A 25830-nucleotide genomic window follows, 5' to 3' on the forward strand; every position below is an offset into this window, starting at 1 on the left:
GTCCAATCACAACAAAATTTTATTTTTTGGCAACACTTGCTCTAAATTAGCTGATGTTAATGTAAACTTTGTTTTCAGTTAAACGCTGATGTTTCATTTTTTATAAATCCTAAAATTAGGAACTACATCGATAATATTAACCTGTAGACAATTAAATAGGGATTGGTAGGATAATTAATACAACTTGCTGAAGCAAAACTTAACCAATACTATAAATACTATTATTATGGCAGAAAAATTAGTGATCGTTTCAGATATGTGGGGCGCTAAAAAAGGATTGTGGATTACGTCTTATTTAGGGTATCTACAACAGTATTTTGATATTACTTTTTATGATAGCCAACAATTGGCAAATTTGGATATTTTGATCCAAACAGAAGAAAATGTACATAATGCCTTTATTGAAGGTGGTACGGACACTGCTGTGTCTCATTTGTTAAAGAAAGAAACGGAGGCTTGCTACTATTTAGCTTTTAGTACAGGTGCTACCATAGTTTGGGAAGCTGCAAAAAAAGGTTTGCCTGTTAAATCTTTATATGGTGTTTCTCCAACTAGAATCAGAAAAATGAACGATAGGCCTAATATTCCTTTTCAGTTGGTATACGGTGCCAATGACGAGTTTAGACCTAGCGAAGAATGGGGTGATAAACTAGGTGTTGAAATGGAAGTATTGCCAGGTTATGGGCATACACTTTATACCGATGAGAAAATCATTAAAAAAGTCTGTATGGACTTATTGCAAGAGGTAACACAGATTGCGCCACAGGTTAAAAAAAAGGTGGTGTAATTATCTTATAAAAGAATATAATGCATAAAAAAAGCGAAGATGAAAATCTTCGCCTTTTTTTGTTTATATACATTGGTAATTATGAAACGGCCTTTAATTTTTTAATGGTATCATGAGATAACATTTCTTCGGCATATGGTTTTGTTACCTTAAAATTGGTTTCACCTGAACTAGGCATTTCAAACATCGCATCGGTGAAAATAGCCTCGCATAAAGAACGCAAGCCTCTAGCTCCAAGCTTATATTCAATAGCTTTTTCTACAATGTAGTCCAATGCTTGGTCGGTAATACTAAAAGTAATATCATCCATAGCAAACAGTTTTTCATACTGTTTAATGATTGCATTTTTTGGCTCGGTTAAAATTGCTCTTAACGTTTTCTTGTCTAACGGATTCATATGTGTAAGAACCGGTAGTCTACCAATTATTTCAGGAATAAGTCCAAAATCCTTTAAATCTTTAGGGATGATATATTGTAATAAATTGTCATCATCTAAAGTACTGTCGGATTTTGATGCGCTGTACCCAACGGCTTGCATGTTTAACCTTTTGGTAATGGCGCGTTCTATGCCATCAAAAGCTCCACCGGCAATGAATAGAATATTCTCGGTATTGACTTCAATGAACTTTTGATCAGGGTGTTTTCTTCCTCCCTTAGGCGGAACATTAACCGTTGTGCCTTCTAAAAGTTTTAATAACCCTTGTTGAACACCTTCACCAGATACATCTCTTGTAATGGAAGGGTTATCGCTTTTACGTGCAATTTTATCAATCTCATCTATAAAAACAATACCTCTTTCCGCTTTCTCTAGGTTGTAATCCGCTGCCTGTAAAAGACGGGTCAAAATGCTTTCTACATCTTCACCAACATAACCAGCTTCGGTTAATACGGTAGCATCAACTATAGCTAACGGTACATTTAGTAATTTGGCAATAGTCTTTGCCATTAAGGTCTTACCTGTACCGGTCTGACCAACCATAACAATATTACTTTTTTGTATCTCTACATCATCTTCTTTTGAAGAAGGTTGTAATAATCTTTTGTAATGATTGTAAACTGCAACAGACATTACCTTTTTGGTACGTTCTTGACCAATTATGAAAGTGTCAAGAAACTCTTTGATCTCTTGTGGTTTTTTTAAAACAAGTTCAGAAGAAAGATCGTTGGTCTTCGTTTGTTTTGATTCTTCTGCTACAATACCATGTGCTTGCTCAATACAACGGTCGCAAATATGTGCGTCAAGACCAGCAATCAACAAGTTTGTCTCTGGTTTTTTTCTGCCGCAAAATGAACACTCTAAATTTTCCTTTGCCATTATCTATCTTCTCAATTCTATACCTAAACGATTTAAAATCGTTTTTGGTTTAAAAATCATCTATTAATTTGAATAAGTTAGTCGAAATTATTTCTTCTCCCTTACCAAAATTTCATCTATCATACCGTATTTTAGAGCTTCATCTGCCTTCATCCAGTAATCACGATCACTATCTTCACGTACTTTTTCGATATCTGTACCAGAGTGTTCAGCAATGATCTGGTAAAGCTCATCTTTTAATTTTAAGATTTCTCTAGCCGTAATTTCAATATCACTGGCTTGACCTTGTGCACCACCTAAAGGTTGGTGGATCATAACACGTGAATGCTGTAAACCACTACGTTTTCCTTTTTCTCCTGCACATAATAATACGGCACCCATTGATGCTGCCATACCTGTACATATTGTTGCTACATCTGGAGAGATAAACTGCATGGTATCATAAATACCTAAACCTGCATACACACTGCCTCCAGGTGAGTTAATGTAAATTTGAATATCCTTCTTGGCATCTACACTGGCCAAAAACAATAATTGTGCTTGTATAATGTTGGCAACCTGATCATTGATACCGGTTCCCATAAAAATGATGCGGTCCATCATTAAACGCGAATAAACGTCCATTGCCACAATATTCATAGAACGTTCTTCAATAATGTTCGGCGTCATGTTCGTTGGGTACATGCTGCTCATTATAGAATCGTAATATGTGCTGCTGATTCCTTGGTCGTTTATAGCGAAATTCTTGAATTCTTTTCCGTAATCCATAAATTGTATGTCTATATTTTTGAGTAAAAAAAGGTGCCGAAAATTATATTTCCGGCACCGTAAAGATACTTAATTTATTGTTTGGAATTATCCGTAAACTTCTTTCACGAAATTTTCATAGGTAACCTCCTTAGTCTTAAGGTTTGCCTTTTCTTTGTAAAGATTCAATAATTTTTGACTCATCAATTGTTCAGACAGTCTTTTTACTTCATCTTGGTTACCTAAAACACGGGCAGCTATAGAATCTAACTCCTCTTCTTTTGGATCTAATTGACCAAATTGTGCCATTTGAGAACGAATAAATCCTTTAGAGAATTCTTTCAATTCGTCAAACTGAACTTGCAACTCATTATCGCGAATTATTTTACCTTCAATTAGTTGGTAACGCAATCCTTTTTCTGATTTTGCATACTCTTCAGCTGCTTGCTCTTTAGATAATGGTTCTTCACCGGTCATTTGAATCCACTTGGTCAAGAAACCTGTAGGTAGTTCAAATTTGGTGTTTTCTATAAAGTATTCAGTAACATCGTTCAATAATTTTTGATCTGCCTGTTGCTCAAATTGCTTTTCTGAATCTTCCTTAATACGCTCTTTTAATTCCTTTTCAGATTTTACGCTATCAGGACCAAAAAGCTTATCGAAAAGCTCTTGGTTCAATTCTGCAGCTTCTCTTTCGTTAATTTCCGATATAGTAAAGGTAACTTCGGTATCCAATGCTTCGGCTTTTTGCTTGTCAATACCTAAAGCGCTAGATAGCATATGATCTTCTTTAAATAGACCTTTGGTTTTTAGTGTAACAACATCGCCTACTTTTTTACCTTTTAAAGCATCTAAAGCTTTTTTGCTTTTCAATTTGTCCGTTTCGATCATTGTTTTGCTATCGATCTCTTCAGCTTCATTGAAAAAAGTACCACTTACTTCATCGTTTTTGCTAACCTCATCTTTACTGACTAGTTTACCGTATTGTTTTTGAATACGCTCAACTTGCTCGTTGACCATTTTATCGTCAGCTACAATTTTGTATTGGGTTATTGCTTTTTTGGTCTTCAAGGAAACCTCAAAATCAGGTGCAAGCCCTAATTCAAACTCAAACGCCAATTCATCTTGGTCCCAGTCAAAATTGTCTTGTTGTTTTGGTAATGGGTTACCAAGAACATCTAATTTTTCTTCTGTAAGATATTTGTTAAGATTGTCTTGTAATAATTTGTTGACCTCATCTACCAATACAGCTTTACCATATTGCTTCTTTATAAGCCCCATAGGAACTTGGCCTTTTCTAAAACCAGGAATATTAGCTTGCTTCTTATAATCCTTTAAAATGGTGTCTACCTTATCTTGGTAATCTTCTTTTGTGATAGCAACTTTAACTACTGCATTTAAATCGTCTATCTGCTCTTTCGTAATATTCATTCCTTAATATCTATTTGCATGTGTAAAATGGGATGCAAAAATACTACATTTTGCAAAGTCAACCAATTTTTTAAAGTATTGAATTTCAAATCACAAGCAACTATGACTTGTCTTCTTTTAACAACGAAAAAAAGATTGATTGTAAAAATGATAGCAAGAGGCTAAAAATCAATGCCCACCAAATGTTTCCGACAGCAAAACCGTCAATGAGGTTATCTGCCAAAAGAATGATCAAAGCGTTTATGATTAGTAAAAAAAGACCAAAAGTTATTACCGTTACCGGTAATGTTAGGATTACCAATATAGGTTTTACCAGTAAATTCAGTATACTGAGTACAACGGCAACTATGACCGCGGTCATAAAACTATCTACGGATACATTAGGTAATACATTTGCTAAGATGATGACGGCAATTGCACTTAAAAGGATTCTCAAAATTAGTTTCATAGGAGTATATTTTATAGGGTTAAAAGTTTAGCCTTGGTCAAAGAAGTTCATTGATTTTTCAAAGAACTGTTCTGGGTTTTCCGCATGTAGCCAATGCCCAGCATTATCGATACTTTCAACAGTAGCTTTTGGAAAGTGTCTTTGTATGGTTTCAAAATCATTTTTAGTGACATATTCAGAGTTGTCTCCTCTTAGAAATAAAGTGGGTCCGTCAAAGCTATCCGTACTGTTGATATTGTCCCCAATATCTTCCATTTTTTCACTTAAAACCTCTAGATTAAATTTAAAACGTAGTTTTTTATTTTCATCCCTATCAAGATTTTTTAATAAAAACTGACGAATACCAGGGTTTGCTAAATGCTTTTTTAATTGTTCGTCGGCATCTTTTCTGGATTTTAAATTAGTAGTGTCAATGGCATTTAGACCGTTAATGATATCTTGATGATGTGGAGGATAGTATTTTGGTGCTATATCGGCAATTAATAATTGGCTAATACGCTCAGGATAGGTGCATGCAAATTGCATGGCGGTCTTACCACCCATTGAATGTCCAATTAAAGCAGTGGTTTCAATTGTATGCGCATCTAAATAATTTAAAAAATCGTTGGCTAAAATGTCATAGTTGAAATCTGGTGAATGAAAGCTTTTGCCGTGATTTCTTTGGTCTATTAGGTGTACGCAGAACCCATTTTCTGCATACTGAGCTCCTAATGATTTCCAATTATCTAGCATGCCCAGGAAACCGTGTAAAATACATAGGGGTTTGCCTTCGCCTAAAATTACAGAATGTAATATCTGTTTCATTTTAATCTTTGTAAATACATGTTTACTACATTGTCCAGCCCTAAATAAAGTGCTTCGCTAATTAGCGCATGGCCAATGGATACCTCTAGTAAGTTAGGAATATTTTTTGCAAAATATTCAATATTGTCCAAGCTTAGGTCATGACCTGCATTGATGCCCAAACCTAGTTCATTTGCTTTTTTTGCAGCTTCTACAAAAGGTAGTATGGCCTTCTCCTTGCTTTTTTCATAATCAACGGCATAGCTTTCCGTGTAAAGTTCTATTCGGTCGGTACCAACAACTTGTGCTCCTTCTATCATCTTTGGGTCCGGATCTACGAAAATAGATGTTCTGATTCCGGCAGATTTGAACGTTTTTATAACATCGGTTAAAAATTCTTTATGTTTTATGGTATCCCAACCTGCATTAGAGGTGATTGCATCAACGGAGTCCGGTACTAACGTCACTTGTTCTGGCTTTACTTCTATTACCAAATCAATAAATTTTGATATTGGGTTGCCTTCTATGTTGAATTCTGTTTGTACCGTTTTTTTTAGATCTCTGGCATCTTGATATCTAATATGCCGTTCATCTGGTCTTGGGTGTATGGTTATACCTTGGGCGCCAAAACTTTCTATGTCTGTAGCTACCTTGAGTAAATTTGGAACATTACCGCCACGGGCATTTCTAAGAGTTGCAATTTTGTTAACGTTAACGCTAAGTTTTGTCATTGTGTCTTATTTACCTTTTAAGAGCATCAAAAATACAAATAAGGCACGCCTTTTGATATTATTAATTGTTATTTTGCGTTATAAATAGGCTTATGCATATTGAAGAACATATCATTACGAACTTACCGGTATTCGATATCAAGGATACTTCTGAAAAAATATTGGAGTTTTTTCAAGACACTACCTATTCCCATATTGCTATATTGGAAGATGGAAGGTTTTTAGGTTTATTTTCCGAGATTGATGCGGACGGTTTATTGCCGGACTCAAAAATAGAAGACTTTAGGTATGAGCTTCAAAGTTTTTTTGCCCGTAGGGAAACCAATTGGCTTGATGTTCTTGAGGTTTTTGCCCGTAACGAGGCTAATTTACTGCCTATTTTGAACGAAAAAGAAGAGGTGGTAGGTTACTATTGCCTTACCGATATTGTTGCCGAGTTTATTGATACCCCTTTCTTTACAGATCCAGGTAGTATTTTGGTAGTGGCTACAGGTATTAAGGATTATTCCTTTAGTGAAATTGCACAAATTGTAGAGAGTAATAATGCCAAACTCATTGGTGGATTTATTACCGATACCCAAAATGATATCGTACAGGTGACCTTAAAGATTACTGCCAATAACTATAATAAGGTAGTACAGACATTTAGGCGTTATAATTACCATATTTTATTTGGTAATAGTGATGATGAGTTTCTTGAGGATTTGAAAAAACGATCAGATTACTTGGATAAATATCTTAATGTATAATATGAAAGTAGCGGTATACGGTCAAACCTATCAAGATAATGCTATTGAATATCTCATTGAACTGTTAGATGAGTTGAACAAAGTATCTGCAGAAGTTTCCATAGAGAAAGATTTTTACGAACTATATAAGTTGCATGATGAATCTGAAACATTTCCAATATTTACTATGGAAAAAGGTTTGGATGCCACTTTTGATATGTTCGTGAGTTTTGGTGGTGACGGTACCATATTAAGAGCTACAACATTTGTTAAAGACTTAGGTGTACCTATAGTAGGTGTAAATACAGGTAGACTGGGATTTTTGTCAACGTTTAAGAAAGAAGATGTTCGTAAAGTAGTACAAGAATTTAAGCAAGGGGCGTATACTGTGGTAGAACGTAGTTTGGTTCAACTGAATACCAAGAAGTTGGATGTTGAGTTCGGGGATTTGAATTTTGCCTTGAACGAAATTACGGTCAGCAGAAAAGACACTACCTCTATGATTACAGTGGAGACCTATTTAAATAATGAATACCTTACCTCTTATTGGGCAGACGGTTTAATAATTTCTACACCAACAGGTTCAACAGGTTATTCATTAAGTTGCGGAGGTCCTGTCATTGTGCCTACTGCTAAATCATTGGTGTTAACGCCAATTGCTCCCCATAACTTAAATGCAAGACCGTTGGTAATATCAGATGATACGGTAATTCGGTTAAAGGTTTCGGGTAGGGAAGATAACCACTTGGTGTCCTTAGACTCTAGAATAGCTTCTTTGGAGAATGGTGAAGAGATAACCATTAGCAAAGCTCCTTTTACAATTAAAATGATAGAATATACTTCAGAAAGTTTTTTAAAGACCTTAAGAAATAAGCTGCTTTGGGGTGAAGATAGACGAAATTGAATCTCCTTTAGAACAATAAATACTTTCAATTGCTGTTTATCCTTTGAGAACATAAAAATTATGGTACCCGTTTTTTAGAGCCCTATAGTGCCAATAATCATAAAACCCATTTTATGCGTTATATAACGTTATTGATCCTTTTACTTTCATTTTCGGGTTTGCGATCGCAGACATATGAAGTAGGTATTTTTGCTGGTGGAGCCAATACTATAAGTGATGTAGGTAGAACAAATTATATTTTACCTTCCGATATTGCTTTTGGCGGATTGTTCAAATGGAATATCAGTAAAAGATATGCTTGGAGAGGGAGCTTAACGTACGGTAAATTCACTGCAGATGACAATAAATCTAGTTCCACGGCAAGGCAGCAAAGAGGTTATGTCATAGATAATTCTATTTTAGAAGGGTCGGTTGGGCTAGAGTTTAATTTTGTTGAATATAATTTGCACAAACTGGGTCCGGCATTTACACCTTATTTATATACCGGTCTTACTTACTTTAGATATGATTACCAGTATTTTAATGGTGGGGTTCTTCAAGAAATAAATCAGAAAGAAGGTAGTTTTGCGGTGCCAATGACCGTTGGTTTTAAGTATCGTATCAATCAGTTTCTTATTTTTGGAGGCGAAATAGGGGCTAGGTATACCTTTACCGATAATTTAGATGGTAGTAATCCAGAAGGTTCTAACTTTGAGGAATTCCAATTCGGAAATATTTTTAGTGATGACTGGTATGTTTTTTCTGGATTAACCTTGACCTATACTTTTGGCAGAAAGCCTTGTATGGACTGTTTTGAGTAAATATAAAGATGAGCGATAGTAACGAAATTGACAAGCTGAATGTTCCAAAGCACCTTGCTATTATTATGGACGGTAATGGTAGATGGGCAAAAGAACGTGGTAAACTAAGGGTGTTTGGTCATGAACATGGGGTGAAGACCGTTAGGATAGTTGTAGAACAATGCGCTCAATTAAAAATAGATTTTCTTACACTTTATACATTTTCAACAGAAAATTGGAACAGACCAAAGATAGAAGTGCAAACACTTATGCGCCTTTTGGTCTCATCTTTAAAGAAAGAACTTAAAACTTTTAACAAAAATAACATACGTTTAAATACTATTGGCAACATAGATGCATTGCCTGCAAAAGCTTATAAGGAGTTGGTAGATGTAATGGAGCAAACTAAGCAAAATACAGGGATGACATTGACCCTTGCCTTAAGTTACGGGGCTCGCGAAGAGCTACAGTCTATGGTCAAAGAGATCAGTACCAAAGTTAAAAATAATATAATTTCAGTTGAAAACATTGACCAAGACATTATAAATAGCCATCTTTACACGCATGATTTGCCTGACGTAGACTTACTTATCCGTACTAGTGGAGAACATCGGATCAGTAATTTTTTATTATGGCAAATAGCTTATGCGGAGTTATATTTTATTGATGTATATTGGCCTGATTTTAGAGAGCATCACTTAGTGGAGGCCATCAAAAACTACCAGAACAGAGAACGAAGATTTGGAAAAACTAGCGAACAACTCACTTAAAGATATGACTAGGTTCATATCCTTGAACCAATTTTTAACCACCCTTTTATTTTTAACCACCTTTATTGCAGCTGCACAGGATCAATCCTATGAAGATGGCAAAAGTTATATTTTAGGAGGGTTAGATGTAACTGGTCTTCAAAGTTATAACGAGCAAACGGTTAAAACCTATACAGGTTTAAGAGTAGGGCAGCCTATAACGTTGCCAGGAGAACAAATTAGTGAAGTCATTAAAAAACTTTGGGGTCTAGAACTTTTTAGTGAAATTGACATTTTCATTACCAATATAGAGGAGAATACTGTTTTCTTAGAGTTGAATATTATTGAAAGACCTACCTTGACCAATGTTAAGTTTTATGGTGTTAAAAAAGGTAAGGTAGAAAGTCTTATTAAGGATACGGATCTAAAAAAAGGAAAGAAAATTACTGAAAGTTTAATTTCCAATTCAAAAAACTATATTACTAATAAGTATAAGAAGCAAGGTTATTTAAATGCCGAGGTTACTATAGCCACTTCTAAGGATACAACGGATACCAATACCCAGAATATGGTGGTAAACGTTAATAAAGGTGATAAAGTAAAGATTCGTAGTATTAGTTTTGAGGGTAATGAGCAATTATCCGATAAAAAATTACGTAAAGCGTTAAAGAATACAAAGCAGAAAAAATTAGGTCGTTTTTGGAAAAAATCGAAATATATTGAAGAAGATTATGAGGAGGACCTTGGTCTTTTGATTGATAAGTTTGCTGAAAATGGATATCGCGATGCTAGGGTAATCTCTGATTCTATTATTAAAGTCGATGAAAACAATATCGATTTAAAGATTAAAGTGGAAGAAGGCGATAAGTACTACTTTGGTAATATTGATTTTGTGGGTAATACCGTTTATACCGATCGTCAATTGAATCAAGTATTGGGTATTAGAAAGGGAGATACCTATAATGGTGTTTTATTGCGTGAGAGAATAGCGGATAATTCTAAACCGGACCCTAATGATGTCACTAGTTTGTATCAAAATAATGGTTATTTGTTCTCGACCATTAATCCTGTAGAAATTTCTGCCGCTAATGATACTATTGATTTTGAAATTAGAATTATAGAAGGTAAAGAAACGTTTTTAAACCATGTAACCGTTTCTGGTAATGATAAGACAAATGACCATGTTATCTATCGTGAACTGCGTACAAGACCAGGTCAAAAGTATAATAAGGCAGATATTATCAGAAGTATTCGTGAGTTAGGTCAGTTGGGCTTTTTCGATGCTGAACAAATTACTCCAGATGTATTGAACGCCAATCCTAATGAGGGTACTGTAGATTTAGCTTGGAGTCTGGTAGAATCCGGGTCAAGTCAAATAGAACTACAAGGTGGTTATGGTGGCGGTGGCTTCATTGGTACTTTAGGATTATCTTTTAGTAATTTCTCTATTCAGAATTTATTCAAAGGAGAAAAATATAAGCCGGTACCTATGGGTGATGGTCAAACATTTGCGCTACGTTTACAGGCCAGTCAAACGTATAGAGTCTATAGCTTAAACTTTGCCGAGCCATGGTTGGGTGGTAAAAAGCCGGTACGTTTTAACCTTAGTATGTCTAGAACACAGCAATTTGCTGCCTCTTATGATAGTAGTGGTGATATTGATATAGATAAGGATCAACAATTTTCTATTACGGGTATTACTGCTGGTTTAGCAAAACGTGTACAATGGCCAGATGATTTCTTTACCATTTCACATTCCTTAAGTTACCAGTTATATGATTTTAGGAACTATAATATTGGTCTATTCAACTTTGGTGATGGTAAGGCAAATTCATTAGCGTATACTTTTGGTATCTCTAGAAGCTCACAAGGACCAAGTAGAATATTCCCTATGTCCGGATCAACATTTGAAATGTCCGCCAAATTTACACCACCATGGTCGTTGTTTAGTAACAAAGATTATAGATCATTACAAGATCGATCTAATGAAATAGAAAGTATTCCTGCTGCAAGTAGAACTAGTACGGAACAGGCAGAATTGGAAGATTTAGATCAGGAAAGATTTAGATGGTTAGAATACTACAAAGTTAAATTTAAAGGAGATTGGTATACTACTTTGGTAGATAAATTGGTGTTGCGTAGTAATGCTGAATTTGGTTTCCTTGGTAATTATAATAGTGCTGTAGGAGATGTGCCTTTTGAACGTTTTTATGTTGGTGGTGATGGTTTAGGAAACTTTACATTAGATGGTAGAGATGTAGTACAATTAAGAGGTTATGACAATCAATCTATAACACCTTATTCTGAAGGGGCAACTTCACCCGATGGTGCTTTGATCTATAATAAATTCTCTTTAGAACTTAGATATCCTTTGACTCTGAAGCCGTCTGCATCCATTTACGGACTAGCATTTTTAGAAGGTGGTAATGCCTTCAACAATTTTCAAGAGTTTAATCCGTTTGAATTAAAACGATCGGCCGGTGTGGGGCTGCGTATCTTTATGCCAGCATTTGGATTGTTGGGTATTGATTTTGGTTACGGATTTGACGAAGATCTTGTGCCAACTTCTGCAGGGCAAGGGCCAAGCGGATGGCAAACGCACTTCATCATTGGTCAACAGTTTTAATTTTCATTGAATTATTATCATTGTGCTTTTTGCTAATCCTTTAATTTTAAAAGATTTAGTAATTTTGGCACGATATTTTCTATAGGATTAAACGAGATTAACAATGAGTACAAAAAGAAAAGTTCTATTAGTTGTATCGGTCATATGTATGACAATACAGGGTTTTGCCCAACGTGGTGTAAGAATGGCTTATGTGGATATGGAGTACATCTTGCAAAATGTAGAGGAGTACAGAGAGGCAACAGAACAGTTAGAGACTAAAGTGCAACGTTGGAAAGTTGAAGTAGAGCAGAAGCAGAGTATTGTTGAGCAAATGAAAAAGGATTTAATGGCAGAGAAAGTGCTATTAACACCTGAACTTATAGAAGAACGGGAAGAAGAAATTCAGATTTTGGAACGTGAAATGATCGAGTACCAACAAGATCGTTTTGGACCTCAAGGGGACTTGGTGTTGCAAAAAAGAAGGTTGATTCAGCCTATACAAGATCAAGTGTTCAATGAAGTTCAGAAAATTGGAGCTAATAAAAAGTATGATTTTATTTTTGATAAATCTGCGGATGTTGTAATGTTGTATTCCGAAAAAAGGCATGATATTAGTGATTTAGTGCTTAGGGGTATTGCTAGAACAAGAAAAATTAGCAAACCTGCTAAAAAGTCAAATGATCGTAGTAGATTAGATGAATTTGAGGGCGAAGAAGAGGAAGAAATTAGTGAAGCTTTGCAAGAGCGTTTAGATAAAGCGGCACAAGCTGCTGAAACTAGGGAGAAAAGTGCAGCAGATGCCAAAGCGGAACAATTGAAATTACGTGAAGAGCGTAAAAAAGCCTACGAGGAAAGAAGAAAGAAATTATTGGAGGAGCGCGAGGCTAAAAGACAAGAAAAGTTAAAGGAAAGAAACGATAATAAAGAAGAAGAAAATAGCGATACCGAAAAAGATGATAACGGTACTATTTAAATAGGTTTAACGACCGCACATTAACACTCAAAATTGAATTAAAATTACACTCATGAAACAAGTAAAACAAATTGTGGTAGCCTTATTGTTGTTCGTAGCAACGACAAGTTTTGTAAATGCCCAAAGTAAAGTAGCTCACATAGATGTTACTCAATTATTGTCTGCAATGCCAGAAATGAAAGCTGCAGAAGCAGAGCTTAAGAAATTACAAGAAACTTATAATGCCGATATTCAAGCTTCAATGACAGAATTGCGTAACAAATTTACTCAATATCAAAATGAAGCAGCTTCTAAGTCAAAGGAAGAGAATGATAAAAGAGCAGTAGAGTTACAAGGCTATGAAAAGAATATTGGTGAGGCGCAACAAGCTGCTCAGCAAGAATTCCAAAAGAAGCAGGCAGAATTGTTTGCTCCAATTTCAGAAAAAGCGAAAGCTGCTATTGAAAAAGTTGCCGCAGCGCAAGGGTTCGACTACGTAATTGATGCACAAGCAGGCGGTGGTTTGATCGTTGCAAAAGGTAAAGATCTTTTACCAGATGTTAAAAAACAATTAGGTTTCTAAATAGAAATCATGATAATAAAGAAAAAGCCATCTAATTTAGATGGCTTTTTTTATACTCCTATTTTTCTTTTAATATTTGTCCAGCGTAGGTTTCTGATAAACTTACCTTCTTCTTCTGTGACCAAATAATTATTGTTGTTTTTACTGGCATTTTTGTAGCCGGCCATATTATTCCAGAATGATTTAATGGAATTGTTCTTCAAGGCCATTTTCAAAGAGGCAATAGTTGTGATTATAATTCCATAACGCATACTATACATTGCTTTTCCCTGTAACCTTTTAGCTTTGGCGTTATAGGCTTTTCCTGTGGATCTTAAATGCTTTACCTTGAGTTCATCATCCGTGTGCAATGTAAAGCCGTTATATCGCGCTAATAGTTCATCTACGGTATCCCAGCCCATGGCATTTTTTAAGCCTCCTATTGCCTTAAAACAATCTTTGGAATATGCTTTTATGGCACCTCTAATGTGGTCTTTGTCCATAGGATGGTTTAAAACCCATTCTCCGTTATTTTTTTGCTCATAAATGAATCCGCCACAAATCCCTAAATTTTTCTTTAGTTTGAAATGATTACTGATGGTTTCAAAATAATTGGAGGGCAAAATTAGATCGGCATCTAGTTTTACTATAAAGTTGTAATTTTCATCAAGCTGTTCCAAACCTTTGTTGAAAGCATTTACCACCTTACTTCCTGGCATATGCTGAGCTGATGATAGTGAATTTATTTTTTTGAAAACACTACTTTTATGTGTGTATTCATTTATGATATTTTCAGTATTATCAGTAGAATTGTCATTGACAAGAATTACTTTCTTGGGTGCTAATGTTTGCTCCAGAACGGAGTCTAAGGTTTTCGGTAGAAAATCCTCTTCATTATGTATGGGTATCACCACGTAGTAATCCATAGTTTATAGGTGCCTTATTTTCGTGTAGCGTACACAATATAATACCTTGGCGTAAATAGCCTTAAAAATGGTCTAAAACCAAGTTTCTTTACAGGATTGGTCCACTTCATAGAATCTTGAATTTCCCAACCTGCTTTTTCTAGAAGCCAATCAAATTGCCAATCTTCAAATTCGTGGTAATGTCGGTCCCATTTATCGGTCTTGCTTCTGTATGCTGGTGAAAACCATAGTTTCAATGGTATACTGGCCACTAATTTTTTGGAAGTTGTATTGTTCAATAAGTGTAATGGGGCCAAAAGATGTTCAAAAATTTCAAAAGCTGTTAGAACATCTGCATTTGTTTTGGTAACGGCATCAAAATTGAAATCTAAATCTTCGCCTTTGGTATTAGTAACGTGGTAACCATCTTGGCGCATTATCTCAGTAAACGGATTTTCGACCCCTAAATCCAGAATAGATTCAGAGGGGTCAATATGTTTTCGTAAAAACTGAAGAGTATGTTTATAGCGTTTGTTCGGAAAGTTGTTTTCGTACATGTTTAAATTCTGTATACCATTGCATTGACGTTCATTCCGGCGCCAACACTAGCAAAGATAACAACATCTCCCTTTTTAATTTCCTGATTTTCTAATTTACCTGCTTTAACCATATCAAATAGTGTTGGTATGGTTGCCACTGAGCTATTGCCAAGCTTGGATATACTCATTGGCATAATGCCTTCCGGCATTTCTTTATCATATATTTTGTAGAAGCGTTTTACTATGGCTTCATCCATTTTTTCGTTGGCTTGGTGAATAAAAATCTTTTTTACTTCGTCAATTTTTATACCGCTACTATCTAAGCATGAAGCCATTGCTGATGGTACGTTGGTAACGGCAAACTCATAGATTTTTCTACCGTACATTTTAATATAGTATGCCTTTTTTTCATCTTCTTTATTATAGGTGTCGCCAAAGAAAAGGAAATTGGCTTCATCATTGGCGTAGGTGGCAGATTCGTGGGCGATAATTTCACCTCCGTCATCTGATCTTTCAACTATGGTGGCTCCTGCACCATCTGCATAGATCATGGAGTCCCGATCGTAGTCGTCAACTATTCTTGATAACGTTTCAGCACCTATTACCATACATTTATTGGCTATACCACTTTTTATAAAAGCGTTAGCTTGAATCATACCTTCTAACCAACCTGGGCAACCAAAGATCAGATCATAGGCCACACATTTGGGATTGTTGATCTTTAATTTATGTTTCACCCTTGTGGCCAAACTAGGTAAAGTGTCACCTTGTATATAGCCTTCCTTTAGGTCACCGAAATTATGCGCAACAATAATATAGTCTAGGGTTTCTTTGTCTAGCTGTGCATTGTTTATGGCTTTTTCTGCTGCAAAAAATGCAAGGTCCGATGCGTTATACTCTTTTGGGGCATATCTTCTTTCTTCAATACCGGTAATGGCTTTAAATTTCTTAATAATGACCTCGTTATCTTGCTTGAACGCTGTGCCGTCTAGGTTTAAAAAATGGTGGTCATTAAAATCTTTATTGGAAACTTTGAGTTCGGGAATATAGCTACCCGTACCCGTAATTGATATGCTCATCTGTAATTATTGAATTGTAATTGAAATATAATGAAATGGCGTAAAAATTATATGCATGCATAATAAATTTTACGATGGTCAGTTCATTATTTTTCAAAATGATGCAACTAAAAAAGCCTTTTCAAAATCTAGAAAAGGCTTTAAAATATGGTGATTAGAGAGTTATTCCGTTTCCATATATGCTTCAATAGGAGCGCATGTACATATTAAATTACGGTCTCCATATGCATCATCAACTCTTCTAACAGATGGCCAAAATTTATTCTCGGCTACATAAGGTAATGGAAAAGATGCCTTTTGTCTTGAATATGGAAAATTCCATTCATCTGTTGTTGTCATTTCTAATGTATGCGGTGCATTCTTAAGCACGTTATTGGGCTCACCAGCACTAGATTCATCTATTTCTGCACGAATGGATGCCATAGCTTCGCAAAATCTATCTAACTCCGCTAGGTTTTCACTTTCGGTAGGCTCTATCATAACCGTACCAGCTACAGGAAAAGAAACTGTTGGAGCATGAAAACCATAATCCATAAGTCGCTTGGCAATATCCGTAACTTCTATTCCGTTTTTCTTGAAAGGTCTACAGTCCAAAATCATTTCGTGGGCTGCGCGTCCTTTTTCGCCTGTGTACAGCACATCAAACTTACCTTCAAGTTTATGTTTGATATAATTGGCGTTCAAAATGGCAATTTTTGTGGATTGGGTTAAGCCTTGTTCCCCTAGCATCTTAATATATCCATAAGATATTAGGCATACCAAGGAACTGCCCCATGGTGCAGCAGAAATAGCTGTTATAGCATCTTTTCCTCCGGTCTCTATAACAGGGTTGCTAGGTAAAAAAGGAACCAACTGGGGTGCAACACAAATAGGACCTACGCCAGGACCGCCACCGCCGTGAGGAATAGCAAACGTTTTGTGCAGGTTTAAGTGGCAAACATCTGCGCCTATAGTCGCAGGATTGGTCAACCCAACTTGGGCGTTCATATTTGCACCATCCATATAGACTTGGCCGCCATGGTCATGTATTATTTTAGTAATCTGCTTTATAGACGACTCAAAAACGCCATGAGTAGAAGGATAAGTAACCATTAATGCGGCTAATTTATCTGAATGTAATTTTGCTTTTTCTTCTAAATCGGCAACATCTATATTGCCTTTTTCATCGGTCTTTGTAACTACGACCTTCATGCCTGCCATAACCGCCGATGCCGGATTGGTACCATGGGCAGATGAAGGTATAAGACAAATATTTCTTTCAGCTTCTCCTCTAGATTCGTGGTATGCTCTAATGACCATTAATCCTGCATATTCACCTTGTGCGCCAGAATTTGGTTGTAAAGAAGTATCTGCAAATCCTGTTATTATAGATAGGTCTTTGGCAAGTTCACGTAAAATGGTTTGGTACCCTTCTGCTTGGTCTACTGGTACAAATGGATGGATATTGCCCCAGTTAGATGAACTTAACGGTAGCATTTCACTAGCCGCATTTAACTTCATGGTACAACTACCCAAAGAAATCATACTATGATTTAGGGCCAAGTCTTTGCGCTCCAATTTTTTAATGTAGCGCATTAATTCTGTTTCTGAGTGATAGGAATTAAAAACCTTGTTCTCCATGAATGAACTGCTGCGTTCAATATTTTCAGGTATTGATGTGGAACTTAATAGTTCTGTGATCTCAGATGACTTTTTACCTACAGCTTCGGCAAAAATTGAAATAATTTGGTTAAGATCTTTTAGTGAAGTAGCTTCATTTACCGCAATTGAAATAGTGTCGTTATCCACATAGTAGAAATTAACTTCATTGGCTTCTGCGATGGGGCGAACTTTTTGTGAATCTGCCTTAACCGTGATAGTATCAAAATAAGCAGTATTTACTTGATACAAGCCTAAATTTTCAAGAGCATCTGTTAAAGTAACTGCGGTAGCATGAATTTTAGATGCAATATATCTTAATCCTTTTGGACCATGGTACACGCCATACATACCTGCCATAACCGCCAATAATACTTGAGCGGTGCATATATTTGATGTGGCTTTATCTCTTTTTATGTGTTGTTCCCTAGTTTGCAAAGCCATTCTTAGCGCAGGTTTGCCATCGGTATCTTTGGTGACACCGATTATTCTACCGGGAATATTTCTTTTAAATTCTTCTTTCGTGGCAAAGAATGCTGCGTGAGGTCCGCCATAACCTAAAGGAATACCAAAGCGTTGGGTGGTACCTACTACAACATCTACCCCAAATTCACCTGGAGGTGTTAATAGAACTAAGCTCATAATATCGGCAGCCACAGCTACCTTAATGTCGTTCTCCTTTGCTGTGGATACAAATGAGGAATAATCATAGACTTGACCATATTTCCCTGGGTATTGTAACAATGCACCGTAAAAATCCGAACTAAAATCAAACTCATCATGTTTGCCAATTACTAATTCGATACCTAGTGGAATTGAACGCGTTTTTAGTAGGGACAACGTTTGTGGTAATATTTTTTCCGAAACAAAGAACTTTACTACTGCGTTTTTTTTCTGCTCTCTACTTCTAACGTCAAAAAGCATAGTCATAGCTTCTGCTGCAGCGGTGCTTTCATCCAGTAAAGAGGCATTTGCCAGTTCCATACCCGTTAAATCGGAAACTATGGTCTGGAAATTTAAAAGCGCTTCTAGTCTGCCTTGTGCAATTTCTGCTTGGTAAGGAGTATAGGCTGTATACCAGCCTGGGTTTTCAAGAATGTTTCTTTTGATCACCGACGGTATTAAACTTTCATGGTAACCTAAACCGATGTATGTTCTAAACACCTTGTTTTTCTTGGACAAAGCCTCACTATGCGCAAGAAACTTATGTTCGCTCATTGGTGGGTCAAGCTTTAAGGGCTCCTTTAAACGAATATGATCAGGTATGGTCTCAAAAATAAGCTGTTCCAAATTTTCAACACCTACAGTATTGAACATACTGTTTAAGTCTTCTTCCCTTATGCCGATATGGCGTAGAGCAAACACGTCAGTCTTCATAGATACGATTGTTATATAAAGTGCAAAATTACCACTTTTATGTGTTTAATTTGTGCTTGGTTGGACGTCTAATGGTGAAAGTTTTTAACCAAAACCAAGGGTTATAAACACTTTAACTATTTTTGTTCAATGACCATAATCAAAAAGATTTTTGATTTTTACTTAGATGCTAGTATTCACGTGTCTTTAGGGGTGTTTAGTTTAGTTCATGTTACTGCATTGACCTTAAACATAAACGTACCGCCAGAGCTTTATTTTTTTATCTTTTTTGGGTCAATAGCGTGCTATAATTTTGTAAAATTTGGGGTAGAGGCAGAAAAGTATTTTCTAGTTACCAATACCTATCAAAAAAACATTCAATTTTTTAGTCTTGGGTGTTTGCTTGTTGCTGGCTATCAATTGTTGTTTCTTTCTGAAAGGGTTTTTATAGGATTACTGGTGTTAGCTGCAATTACGGGTCTTTATGCGCTTCCGGTCCTGCCCAGACATAAAAACTTTAGAAGCTTAAGCGGACTGAAGATTTTAATTGTCGCTGCCGTTTGGGCAGGTACAACCGTAATACTGCCGGCTATTTCAATGCTTGATACTATTTCGTGGAATATAAAGGTAGAAACGGTTCAGCGATTTCTGTTTGTGCTAATACTTCTGATTCCTTTTGAAATAAGAGATTTAAAATATGATAGCTTGCTGTTAAAGACCTTACCACAGAGGGTAGGCGTTAAAGGAGCAAAAATTATAGGTTATGTATGGATTGCACTCTTTTATGGTGCTTCATTTTTAAAAACGGAATTGGACATAAACCGAATGTTGGCAATGACTCTAGTATGTTCAATACTAATTCTTGTAATTTATAAGACAAAAAAGGAGCAGGGTAAATATTTCTCTTCTTTTTGGGTAGAGGCAATACCTTTATTCTGGTGGCTGTTATTTATTTTTGTAGAGAGGTTGGTTATTTAGCTTTGTTGAAGGTTTCTTTCATTTTTTTCTTGTCTTCATCAGACAAAACAGCTATCCTTGCTTGATTACAGAGCGATGTTAATTTTGTATTGTTTTTACTGTGTTTTGCACAGGTTTTACACATAAGTAAATGAAACTTCAACTTTATTTTTTCCCAAAAAGTCGCTTCTTTATATTGGGCTTTATTGCAAATATTTGCAGCCTTTTCACACGAAATCATCATAATTAAAACCAATTTTGATTTAAACAACCCATTAAGCTAGTTCTAGCTCTATGTATCATTACCCAAAGGTTAGACGCATTAATTCCTAAAGCATTACAAATATCTTCAGTTTCCATACCTTGAATAGTTTTCATGGTAAAAACCTCGGCTTGTTTTTTAGGTAATTTGGAAATGCAATTTTGAATAGCAAGACCTAGTTCTTCATTTTCAAGTAGGTCATTTTCAAAATTACTATTGGGATCGGCTATGCGCTCTTCGATCCAATCTCCTTCGGCATCGGTTTGTGAGCTGTAGCTCATACGTACCTCGGCCTTTCCTTTTTTTGAATTTGCTTTTCGGTAGTGGTCAATAACTTTACGCTTTAATATGGCGATCAACCATGTGCGTTCAGCAGCATCACCTTTAAAGTTTTTAGCAGATTTTAATCCGGCAATAAAAGTGTCTTGAACAAGATCTTTTGCAATTTCAGCATCGCTTACCCTAGTTACGGCGTAATTAAAAAGGTAATCTGCATAGAGATCTACCCACTTGTCTGGATTGAGGTTTTGTATTTCCATTTTTTTTCTGCATTTCAAAAGTAAAATAATTTTAGGTATAATGTTTACTTTTGGTAACAAACACTTTAATCATGAGAAATATACTATTATTTGTTCTAATTGTCAGTAGTCATTGTGTTTTAGCACAAATAGAGTCGCAACCAATATCGAAGTTTAATGGATTTGATAGCGCTAAGGAAATACTGTTAGATGTTAGAACGCCACAAGAATATAAAGAAGGTAGTATACATGGTTCAATCAATATCAACTGGCTTTCTAATGATTTTGACGAAAAAGTGACAAAACTTGATAAGACTAAAAAAGTTTATGTCTTTTGTAAAAAGGGAGGTAGAAGTTTAAAATCTCAAGCAAGATTGGTAGAATTGGGCTTTAATAATGTTGTAGACCTACAGGGTGGATATGATGCTTATTCCAGTAAGGACTGAGTCTTTTTATAGTGTCAGCATAATTATTGAGATTTAAAGTTCAGCAAGAATTCTGGTCAATTGGTTATCTCTAATTGGTTTAACTATATAATCTGTTACCTGGTTGATCTTCTTAGTCTTGTCAAAGTCAACAAGGTCTACGGATGATGATAATATATATACCGTTATTTTTTTGGCTAGGTTGGGAATTAGATTTTCGTATTGCTGCATGAACCCGTAACCATCCATTACGGGCATATTTATATCTAAAAATATGACGTCTGGTAACTCTTGGTCATTATTGATGTTGGCTTTTAAAAATGTCATTGCCTCTGCACCATCTGTGAAAGGAATAATATGGTTAACAGATTTATGTACTTGCAAGGTGTGTAAAATGGTGTATTGAAAAACATCATCATCATCTATAATACATACATTTATATTATTTTTCATTTCGTTTTTAATTTAGTGTTATAATAAAAGTTGAACCTATCTTAACGTCACTTTCTGCGGTTATTGATCCTCCCATGGCCAATACTTGTGCTTTAGTTATAAATAGTCCTATTCCTTTTGATTCTGGGTGCTTATGAAAAACCTGGTTAAGTCCAAATAACTTATTACCATGATTTTTTAAATCTATACCTAAGCCATTATCTTTAAACTCTAATACAGTTCTATTATTATCCTTTTTTGAGGTGATAAAAATCTGCGGAACTCTATCAGGTGATCTGTACTTTATGGCATTGCTTATTAAATTTAAGAATATACTTTCTAAATAAATAGGGTTGTAATCTACGTTTTTAGCTTTAGAGAAATCATAAGTTATTTTAGCCTTAGTTTCTAATAAATTTGCTACTAGTGTTTGTTTTGTTTTGAGCAATACTTGTTCAAATTCTAATTTAGGCATGATTTCAACACCATTCTTTTTTATGGTAATGGTTTCTACTAGAGCGTTTAAGGTTTCGGTAAGGCGTTCTATTACAATTTCAAATTTTTCAAATATTTCGATTTTTTTACCTTCACTTTGCGTTTTGGTATAAAGCTTCAGTAAAGCATTTAAATTACTTACTGGAGCACGCAAGTTGTGTGATGTAATTTGATTGAACTCTGCTAACTGTTTGTTTTGTGCAGTAAGTTTTACAGTAGATTCCTCTAGGTTTTTATTAGTTTCTAAGATCTTTTTTTGTGCTAAAATTTCATCTGTAATATCTCTACACGATCCAATAACTTTTATGGCTTTACCGTATGAATCTTTAATTACTTTGCCTATTATTTCACTGAATCGAATTTTGCCATCTTGATGCAAAATTCTTTGGGTGAATTTTTCTAGGGAATTGGTCGAGATGGTGTTTTCCTTTTTATGAATTAATATCTGTTTATCATCTGGATGAATATGCGATAGAATTAAATCAAAATTAACATCTATGCCTATTTCAAAACCAAAAATTCTATACATATTATTGGACCATATAAAAGAGTCATTGGCGACGTTTAATTGCCAATACCCGATCATTGCCAGCTCTTCTGCAAAATTTAACATATGGTTTTTTTCCAATATGTCTTTTTCAATTTTTAGCTTTTCAGTGATGTCCTGGGCTGTGCCTACCAGTTCAACGACCTTTCCTAAATGATTTTTTTTAGTTTCGGCTCGTGATTCAATGGAGCGAATTGTGCCATCGTCTAAAATAATACGAAATGATAATAATTTAATATTCTCGTCACCATTGATAGATTTTGTTATTAATGCTTTAACTTGGGCTATATCGTCTGGGTGTATTTGCGAGTAAAACTTTTCTATGTTAATGATAGTGTTTACTTCTAAACCGTAAATTTTATACAGATTGTCTGACCATTTTAAAATATCCCGATCTAAGTCCCAATGCCAAGATCCCATGTTGGAAATTTCTTCAGCATAGGATAGAAGTTGATTCTTTTCTTTAATCTCTTTACGGGCTTTAACCTTGTCGGTTACCTCTTGTGTGGATCCAATTAATTCTAAAATATTTCCATGTTTATCTTCTATGACTTCAGCGATTAATTCTAAAGATCGAATTGAGTTAACACCTTTTATAATACGAAAGGTTAATATTTTTTCACTTTTGCGTGTTTCTAGAATTTTGGCAATGTGATTATTAACTTTATCCACATCATTAGGGTGTACTCTAGATAAAAATAATTCAATTGTAATTGGAGTGTGTAAATCTATACCATAGATCTGGTAAAGATTATCTGACCAAGTTGAGACCCCAGTGCCTGGATTCCATTTCCAGGATCCCATCATTGCCATTCCTTCAGATACAGAAAGTAAACGGTTTTTTTCGTTGATTTCTTGCTCGGCTTTTACTCGGCGGGTAATATCTTGAGTTGTTCCAGTAATTTCTAAGTCACCATTTTCATTTGTTCTAGTTACTCCTCTAACCTCTAATACCTTAATGGTGTCTCTGTCTAATTGAATGCGATAGGTTAAATGATGGTGCTCTATTCCTTTTAATATTTCAGCTGAAACTTGTTTGACTTTTTCTAAATCTGGCGGATAAATCTTTGCCAATGACTTTTCTAAATCAATATGTTCTCCTGGTTCATAGCCATATATTCTATAATGATTATCGGACCATTTAAAAATATTTTTTTCGGGTAGCCATTGCCAAGACCCTAAATTTGCCATTTGTTCAGCTAAGCTTAATTGTTGGTTTTTATGAATTAGCTCAGTTTCTTTTCGTATGGTTTCTGTAATATCTTGGCATGTTCCTGACATTTCAAGAACTTCCCCATTTTGGTTTCTAACTATTTTGCCAATGGATTTTATCGTTTTTATTGAGCCATCAATTAACTGAATTTTATAAGTGGAATTTGGAAAATCACCGGCAACCATTGCATTGGAAAGTTTTGTGGATATAGCTTCCCGGTCATCTTTATGTATATAACTTATATAGGTTTCAAAATTTAGGGGTTTGTTTTTATCGTGATCATATATAGCATGTAAATTATCTGACCAATACACTTCATTAGAGGCGGTATTCCAATGCCAATAACCGATTTTGGCCATTTTTTCAGCACTGTTCAGCTGATGGTTTTTTTGAGCAAGTTCCAATTCTTTGGATTGGTTTTCTGTAATGTCTAAGCAGGCGCCTAAAAGCTCTTGTAAACCATCTTGTGCATTATAAGTGGCTTTGCCTAAGATTTGAACGGTCTTAATGATGTTATTGTCCGTAATAATTCTATGGGTATAATCGTGGAACTTATGTTCGCTAATAGATTGGTCTATTTTTGTTTTTATAATGTCTTTGTCCGCTGGATGAATTTTATCAAAATAAGTATCAAAAGTTATCTTTTTCTCTTTTGAAATATCAAATATGGTGTATAAGTTGTCTGACCAAAACACATCATCCGTTTCCGGTTTGTATTTCCAATAACCCATAGTTGTCAAATTCTCGGCAAAATCTAACAGCTGATTTTTTTCCTTTAATTCTTTTTCAACATCTAATCTCTTGGTTATATCTTGTGTGGTTCCTATTAGCTCAACAACTTCTCCGCTATCATTAGTTAAGGCATCAGAAACTACTTTGACAATTTTAATAGTATTATTATCGAGAATTATACGATGTGTAAAAGTGTGTGATTTCTTTTCCTTGATTATTTCTTCAAGTTTTTCATTAATGAGTCCTATGTCTTCTGGATGGATGAATTTTTTTAATTTTTCAAAATTCATTTTTTCACCTATAGCCAGGTTGAAAATAGTATACAGATTGTCTGACCATTTAAATTCTCCATTCGCTATTGTAAATAGCCATGAACCTGCTTTATTAATGCTTTCAGAAAGTTCTAATTGTTGTTTTTTTTCAGATAATTCTTGTTCTTTAGCTACCTGCTCTGTAATATCTTGACAGGTGCCCATCAAAGAAACAACATCGCCTTTTTCATTAATTATGACCTTCCCTGAAGAGTTAAGGGTCTTTATAGTGCCATCTGCTAATTCAATACGGTATATAGATTCTGGAAATATTTTATTCTTTAATGCACTTTCAAACTTGGCGGAAATTTTTTTTCTGTCTTCTTTGTGAACATAATTCAAATAGACATCATATGATATTGGAGTATCTCTTTTGTGGTCAAAAATAGTATAGAAATTATCGGACCAAATTAATTCATCTGTGATAATGTTCCATTTCCACGATCCTGAATTTGCTAGAATTTCCGCGGTATTTAATTGCTCTGTATATTGAACCGTTTTAATATTTGAACTTTCAAATTGAGAAACCTCTACCGTGGTTCCGTGAAGATTAGTGCAACGCCCAGCTTTGAAAATAGGTTGAACAGTAGTACGCAAATTGCGTTTTTGCCCTTGTTTTGTTAGAATTACATAAGATATTTCAAATGGCATGCCTTCATTAATAGCTTCTTTATGCAAATTGAAAAGGAGTTCTTTTTGAAAAACGTTAGTGCAATTGCCATACAATTCCTCTAATGATGGAGAAAAGCTAAGAGGGGCTTGGTGAATTTCTTTTAAATCATCGTTCCAATAAACGGAATTGGATGTTAAGTCTAACTGAAATATACCAATTTGAGCAACTTTTTTGGTTGCTGAAAATAGTTGGTTCTTTTCTAAAAGAGTGTTCTCTTTCTCCAT

Annotated in this window: 23 protein-coding genes; 10 read left to right on the forward strand and 13 right to left on the reverse strand. The window is 35.2% G+C overall.

Annotated elements, in window-relative coordinates:
* The first annotated feature begins 226 nt into the window (after positions 1–226).
* Positions 227–787, forward strand: coding sequence for an alpha/beta hydrolase (locus tag YQ22_RS11375; RefSeq protein WP_058103898.1), 561 nt, complete (start codon positions 227–229; stop codon positions 785–787).
* A 79-nt stretch (positions 788–866) separates the two neighbouring features.
* Here the strand turns inward: YQ22_RS11375 and clpX are convergent, their stop codons facing one another.
* From clpX to YQ22_RS11405, 6 genes are all read right to left on the reverse strand, one after another.
* A complete protein-coding gene (clpX, locus tag YQ22_RS11380) occupies positions 867–2102 on the reverse strand; it encodes an ATP-dependent Clp protease ATP-binding subunit ClpX (protein WP_058103897.1) in 1236 nt (411 codons plus the stop codon).
* A gap of 87 nt (positions 2103–2189) precedes the next feature.
* The gene (gene clpP / locus YQ22_RS11385; protein ID WP_058103896.1) at positions 2190–2870 is read right to left on the reverse strand and encodes an ATP-dependent Clp endopeptidase proteolytic subunit ClpP; all 681 of its coding nucleotides are present in this window, start codon (positions 2868–2870) and stop codon (positions 2190–2192) included.
* A gap of 87 nt (positions 2871–2957) precedes the next feature.
* Positions 2958–4280: a trigger factor gene (tig, locus tag YQ22_RS11390; protein WP_071341299.1), complete on the reverse strand. Its 1323-nt coding sequence runs from the start codon at positions 4278–4280 to the stop codon at positions 2958–2960.
* A gap of 100 nt (positions 4281–4380) precedes the next feature.
* Positions 4381–4728 carry a phage holin family protein gene (locus YQ22_RS18950; RefSeq protein ID WP_074672087.1) on the reverse strand — a complete coding sequence of 116 codons (348 nt, stop codon included), beginning with the start codon at positions 4726–4728 and terminating at the stop codon, positions 4381–4383.
* 27 nt (positions 4729–4755) lie between these two features.
* The gene (locus YQ22_RS11400; RefSeq protein ID WP_071341300.1) at positions 4756–5532 is read right to left on the reverse strand and encodes an alpha/beta fold hydrolase; all 777 of its coding nucleotides are present in this window, start codon (positions 5530–5532) and stop codon (positions 4756–4758) included.
* Complete coding sequence (locus YQ22_RS11405) at positions 5529–6242, reverse strand: pyridoxine 5'-phosphate synthase (RefSeq protein WP_071341301.1); 714 nt, start codon at positions 6240–6242, stop codon at positions 5529–5531. Before YQ22_RS11405 ends, YQ22_RS11400 begins: the two co-directional genes overlap by 4 nt.
* A 92-nt stretch (positions 6243–6334) precedes the next feature.
* Here YQ22_RS11405 and YQ22_RS11410 point away from each other — a divergent pair, with 92 nt between their 5' ends.
* The 7 genes from YQ22_RS11410 (at position 6335) to YQ22_RS11440 (ending at position 13545) form a co-directional block, all read left to right on the forward strand.
* Positions 6335–6991: a CBS domain-containing protein gene (locus YQ22_RS11410; RefSeq protein WP_071341302.1), complete on the forward strand. Its 657-nt coding sequence runs from the start codon at positions 6335–6337 to the stop codon at positions 6989–6991.
* A 1-nt stretch (position 6992) separates the two neighbouring features.
* Entirely contained in the window at positions 6993–7874 is an 882-nt protein-coding gene (locus tag YQ22_RS11415; RefSeq protein WP_071342570.1) for an NAD kinase, read from the forward strand.
* A gap of 113 nt (positions 7875–7987) precedes the next feature.
* Entirely contained in the window at positions 7988–8674 is a 687-nt protein-coding gene (locus tag YQ22_RS11420; RefSeq protein WP_058103890.1) for a type IX secretion system protein PorG, read from the forward strand.
* A gap of 8 nt (positions 8675–8682) precedes the next feature.
* Positions 8683–9423 (forward strand): isoprenyl transferase, encoded by a 741-nt coding sequence (locus YQ22_RS11425; protein WP_058103889.1) that lies wholly within the window; start codon positions 8683–8685, stop codon positions 9421–9423.
* Positions 9424–9427: 4 nt separating this feature from the next.
* Positions 9428–12028, forward strand: a complete 2601-nt coding sequence (locus YQ22_RS11430; RefSeq protein ID WP_071341303.1) for a BamA/OMP85 family outer membrane protein — start codon at positions 9428–9430, stop codon at positions 12026–12028.
* Positions 12029–12131: 103 nt separating this feature from the next.
* The gene (locus YQ22_RS11435) at positions 12132–12983 is read left to right on the forward strand and encodes an OmpH family outer membrane protein (RefSeq protein WP_071341304.1); all 852 of its coding nucleotides are present in this window, start codon (positions 12132–12134) and stop codon (positions 12981–12983) included.
* Between the two features lie 52 nt (positions 12984–13035).
* The gene (locus tag YQ22_RS11440; RefSeq protein ID WP_071341305.1) at positions 13036–13545 is read left to right on the forward strand and encodes an OmpH family outer membrane protein; all 510 of its coding nucleotides are present in this window, start codon (positions 13036–13038) and stop codon (positions 13543–13545) included.
* Positions 13546–13595: 50 nt separating this feature from the next.
* Here the strand turns inward: YQ22_RS11440 and YQ22_RS11445 are convergent, their stop codons facing one another.
* The 4 genes from YQ22_RS11445 to gcvP form a co-directional block, all read right to left on the reverse strand.
* Positions 13596–14450: a glycosyltransferase family 2 protein gene (locus YQ22_RS11445; protein ID WP_071341306.1), complete on the reverse strand. Its 855-nt coding sequence runs from the start codon at positions 14448–14450 to the stop codon at positions 13596–13598.
* Positions 14451–14464: 14 nt separating this feature from the next.
* On the reverse strand, positions 14465–14986 hold the full coding sequence (locus YQ22_RS11450) for a methyltransferase (protein WP_071341307.1): 522 nt from the start codon (positions 14984–14986) through the stop codon (positions 14465–14467).
* Between the two features lie 2 nt (positions 14987–14988).
* Complete coding sequence (locus YQ22_RS11455) at positions 14989–16047, reverse strand: 3-oxoacyl-ACP synthase III family protein (protein ID WP_071341308.1); 1059 nt, start codon at positions 16045–16047, stop codon at positions 14989–14991.
* Positions 16048–16209: 162 nt separating this feature from the next.
* Complete coding sequence (gcvP, locus tag YQ22_RS11460; protein WP_071341309.1) at positions 16210–19062, reverse strand: aminomethyl-transferring glycine dehydrogenase; 2853 nt, start codon at positions 19060–19062, stop codon at positions 16210–16212.
* Positions 19063–19191: 129 nt separating this feature from the next.
* Between gcvP and YQ22_RS11465 the strand changes: the two genes are divergently transcribed.
* On the forward strand, positions 19192–20019 hold the full coding sequence (locus tag YQ22_RS11465) for a hypothetical protein (RefSeq protein WP_071341310.1): 828 nt from the start codon (positions 19192–19194) through the stop codon (positions 20017–20019).
* A 225-nt stretch (positions 20020–20244) separates the two neighbouring features.
* On the opposite strand, the gene YQ22_RS11475 is transcribed toward YQ22_RS11465, so the two are convergent.
* Positions 20245–20799: a sigma-70 family RNA polymerase sigma factor gene (locus YQ22_RS11475; RefSeq protein ID WP_058103880.1), complete on the reverse strand. Its 555-nt coding sequence runs from the start codon at positions 20797–20799 to the stop codon at positions 20245–20247.
* A 71-nt stretch (positions 20800–20870) separates the two neighbouring features.
* Here YQ22_RS11475 and YQ22_RS11480 point away from each other — a divergent pair, with 71 nt between their 5' ends.
* Positions 20871–21224 carry a rhodanese-like domain-containing protein gene (locus tag YQ22_RS11480; protein WP_071341311.1) on the forward strand — a complete coding sequence of 118 codons (354 nt, stop codon included), beginning with the start codon at positions 20871–20873 and terminating at the stop codon, positions 21222–21224.
* Positions 21225–21257: 33 nt separating this feature from the next.
* On the opposite strand, the gene YQ22_RS11485 is transcribed toward YQ22_RS11480, so the two are convergent.
* Together YQ22_RS11485 and YQ22_RS11490 are read right to left on the reverse strand one after the other, a co-directional pair.
* Positions 21258–21656, reverse strand: coding sequence for a response regulator (locus YQ22_RS11485; RefSeq protein WP_071341312.1), 399 nt, complete (start codon positions 21654–21656; stop codon positions 21258–21260).
* Between the two features lie 7 nt (positions 21657–21663).
* Complete coding sequence (locus YQ22_RS11490) at positions 21664–25830, reverse strand: PAS domain-containing protein (protein WP_071341313.1); 4167 nt, start codon at positions 25828–25830, stop codon at positions 21664–21666.

The sequence above is a fragment of the Maribacter sp. 1_2014MBL_MicDiv genome (assembly GCF_001865655.1).
GTDB classification, from domain to species: Bacteria; Bacteroidota; Bacteroidia; order Flavobacteriales; family Flavobacteriaceae; genus Maribacter; species Maribacter dokdonensis.

Excerpts from the sequence above, each read along its gene's own strand:
- YQ22_RS11485 (WP_071341312.1), bottom strand. The coding sequence starts at position 21,656 with ATGAAAAATAATATAAATGTATGTATTATAGATGATGATGATGTTTTT.
- YQ22_RS11465 (WP_071341310.1), top strand. The coding sequence starts at position 19,192 with ATGACCATAATCAAAAAGATTTTTGATTTTTACTTAGATGCTAGTATT.
- clpX (WP_058103897.1), bottom strand. The coding sequence starts at position 2,102 with ATGGCAAAGGAAAATTTAGAGTGTTCATTTTGCGGCAGAAAAAAACCA.
- gcvP (WP_071341309.1), bottom strand. The coding sequence starts at position 19,062 with ATGAAGACTGACGTGTTTGCTCTACGCCATATCGGCATAAGGGAAGAA.
- YQ22_RS11455 (WP_071341308.1), bottom strand. The coding sequence starts at position 16,047 with ATGAGCATATCAATTACGGGTACGGGTAGCTATATTCCCGAACTCAAA.
- clpP (WP_058103896.1), bottom strand. The coding sequence starts at position 2,870 with ATGGATTACGGAAAAGAATTCAAGAATTTCGCTATAAACGACCAAGGA.
- YQ22_RS11415 (WP_071342570.1), top strand. The coding sequence starts at position 6,993 with ATGAAAGTAGCGGTATACGGTCAAACCTATCAAGATAATGCTATTGAA.
- YQ22_RS18950 (WP_074672087.1), bottom strand. The coding sequence starts at position 4,728 with ATGAAACTAATTTTGAGAATCCTTTTAAGTGCAATTGCCGTCATCATC.
- YQ22_RS11480 (WP_071341311.1), top strand. The coding sequence starts at position 20,871 with ATGAGAAATATACTATTATTTGTTCTAATTGTCAGTAGTCATTGTGTT.
- YQ22_RS11405 (WP_071341301.1), bottom strand. The coding sequence starts at position 6,242 with ATGACAAAACTTAGCGTTAACGTTAACAAAATTGCAACTCTTAGAAAT.
- YQ22_RS11450 (WP_071341307.1), bottom strand. The coding sequence starts at position 14,986 with ATGTACGAAAACAACTTTCCGAACAAACGCTATAAACATACTCTTCAG.
- YQ22_RS11420 (WP_058103890.1), top strand. The coding sequence starts at position 7,988 with ATGCGTTATATAACGTTATTGATCCTTTTACTTTCATTTTCGGGTTTG.
- YQ22_RS11410 (WP_071341302.1), top strand. The coding sequence starts at position 6,335 with ATGCATATTGAAGAACATATCATTACGAACTTACCGGTATTCGATATC.
- tig (WP_071341299.1), bottom strand. The coding sequence starts at position 4,280 with ATGAATATTACGAAAGAGCAGATAGACGATTTAAATGCAGTAGTTAAA.
- YQ22_RS11400 (WP_071341300.1), bottom strand. The coding sequence starts at position 5,532 with ATGAAACAGATATTACATTCTGTAATTTTAGGCGAAGGCAAACCCCTA.
- YQ22_RS11425 (WP_058103889.1), top strand. The coding sequence starts at position 8,683 with ATGAGCGATAGTAACGAAATTGACAAGCTGAATGTTCCAAAGCACCTT.
- YQ22_RS11375 (WP_058103898.1), top strand. The coding sequence starts at position 227 with ATGGCAGAAAAATTAGTGATCGTTTCAGATATGTGGGGCGCTAAAAAA.
- YQ22_RS11435 (WP_071341304.1), top strand. The coding sequence starts at position 12,132 with ATGAGTACAAAAAGAAAAGTTCTATTAGTTGTATCGGTCATATGTATG.
- YQ22_RS11430 (WP_071341303.1), top strand. The coding sequence starts at position 9,428 with ATGACTAGGTTCATATCCTTGAACCAATTTTTAACCACCCTTTTATTT.
- YQ22_RS11490 (WP_071341313.1), bottom strand. The coding sequence starts at position 25,830 with ATGGAGAAAGAGAACACTCTTTTAGAAAAGAACCAACTATTTTCAGCA.
- YQ22_RS11445 (WP_071341306.1), bottom strand. The coding sequence starts at position 14,450 with ATGGATTACTACGTGGTGATACCCATACATAATGAAGAGGATTTTCTA.
- YQ22_RS11440 (WP_071341305.1), top strand. The coding sequence starts at position 13,036 with ATGAAACAAGTAAAACAAATTGTGGTAGCCTTATTGTTGTTCGTAGCA.
- YQ22_RS11475 (WP_058103880.1), bottom strand. The coding sequence starts at position 20,799 with ATGGAAATACAAAACCTCAATCCAGACAAGTGGGTAGATCTCTATGCA.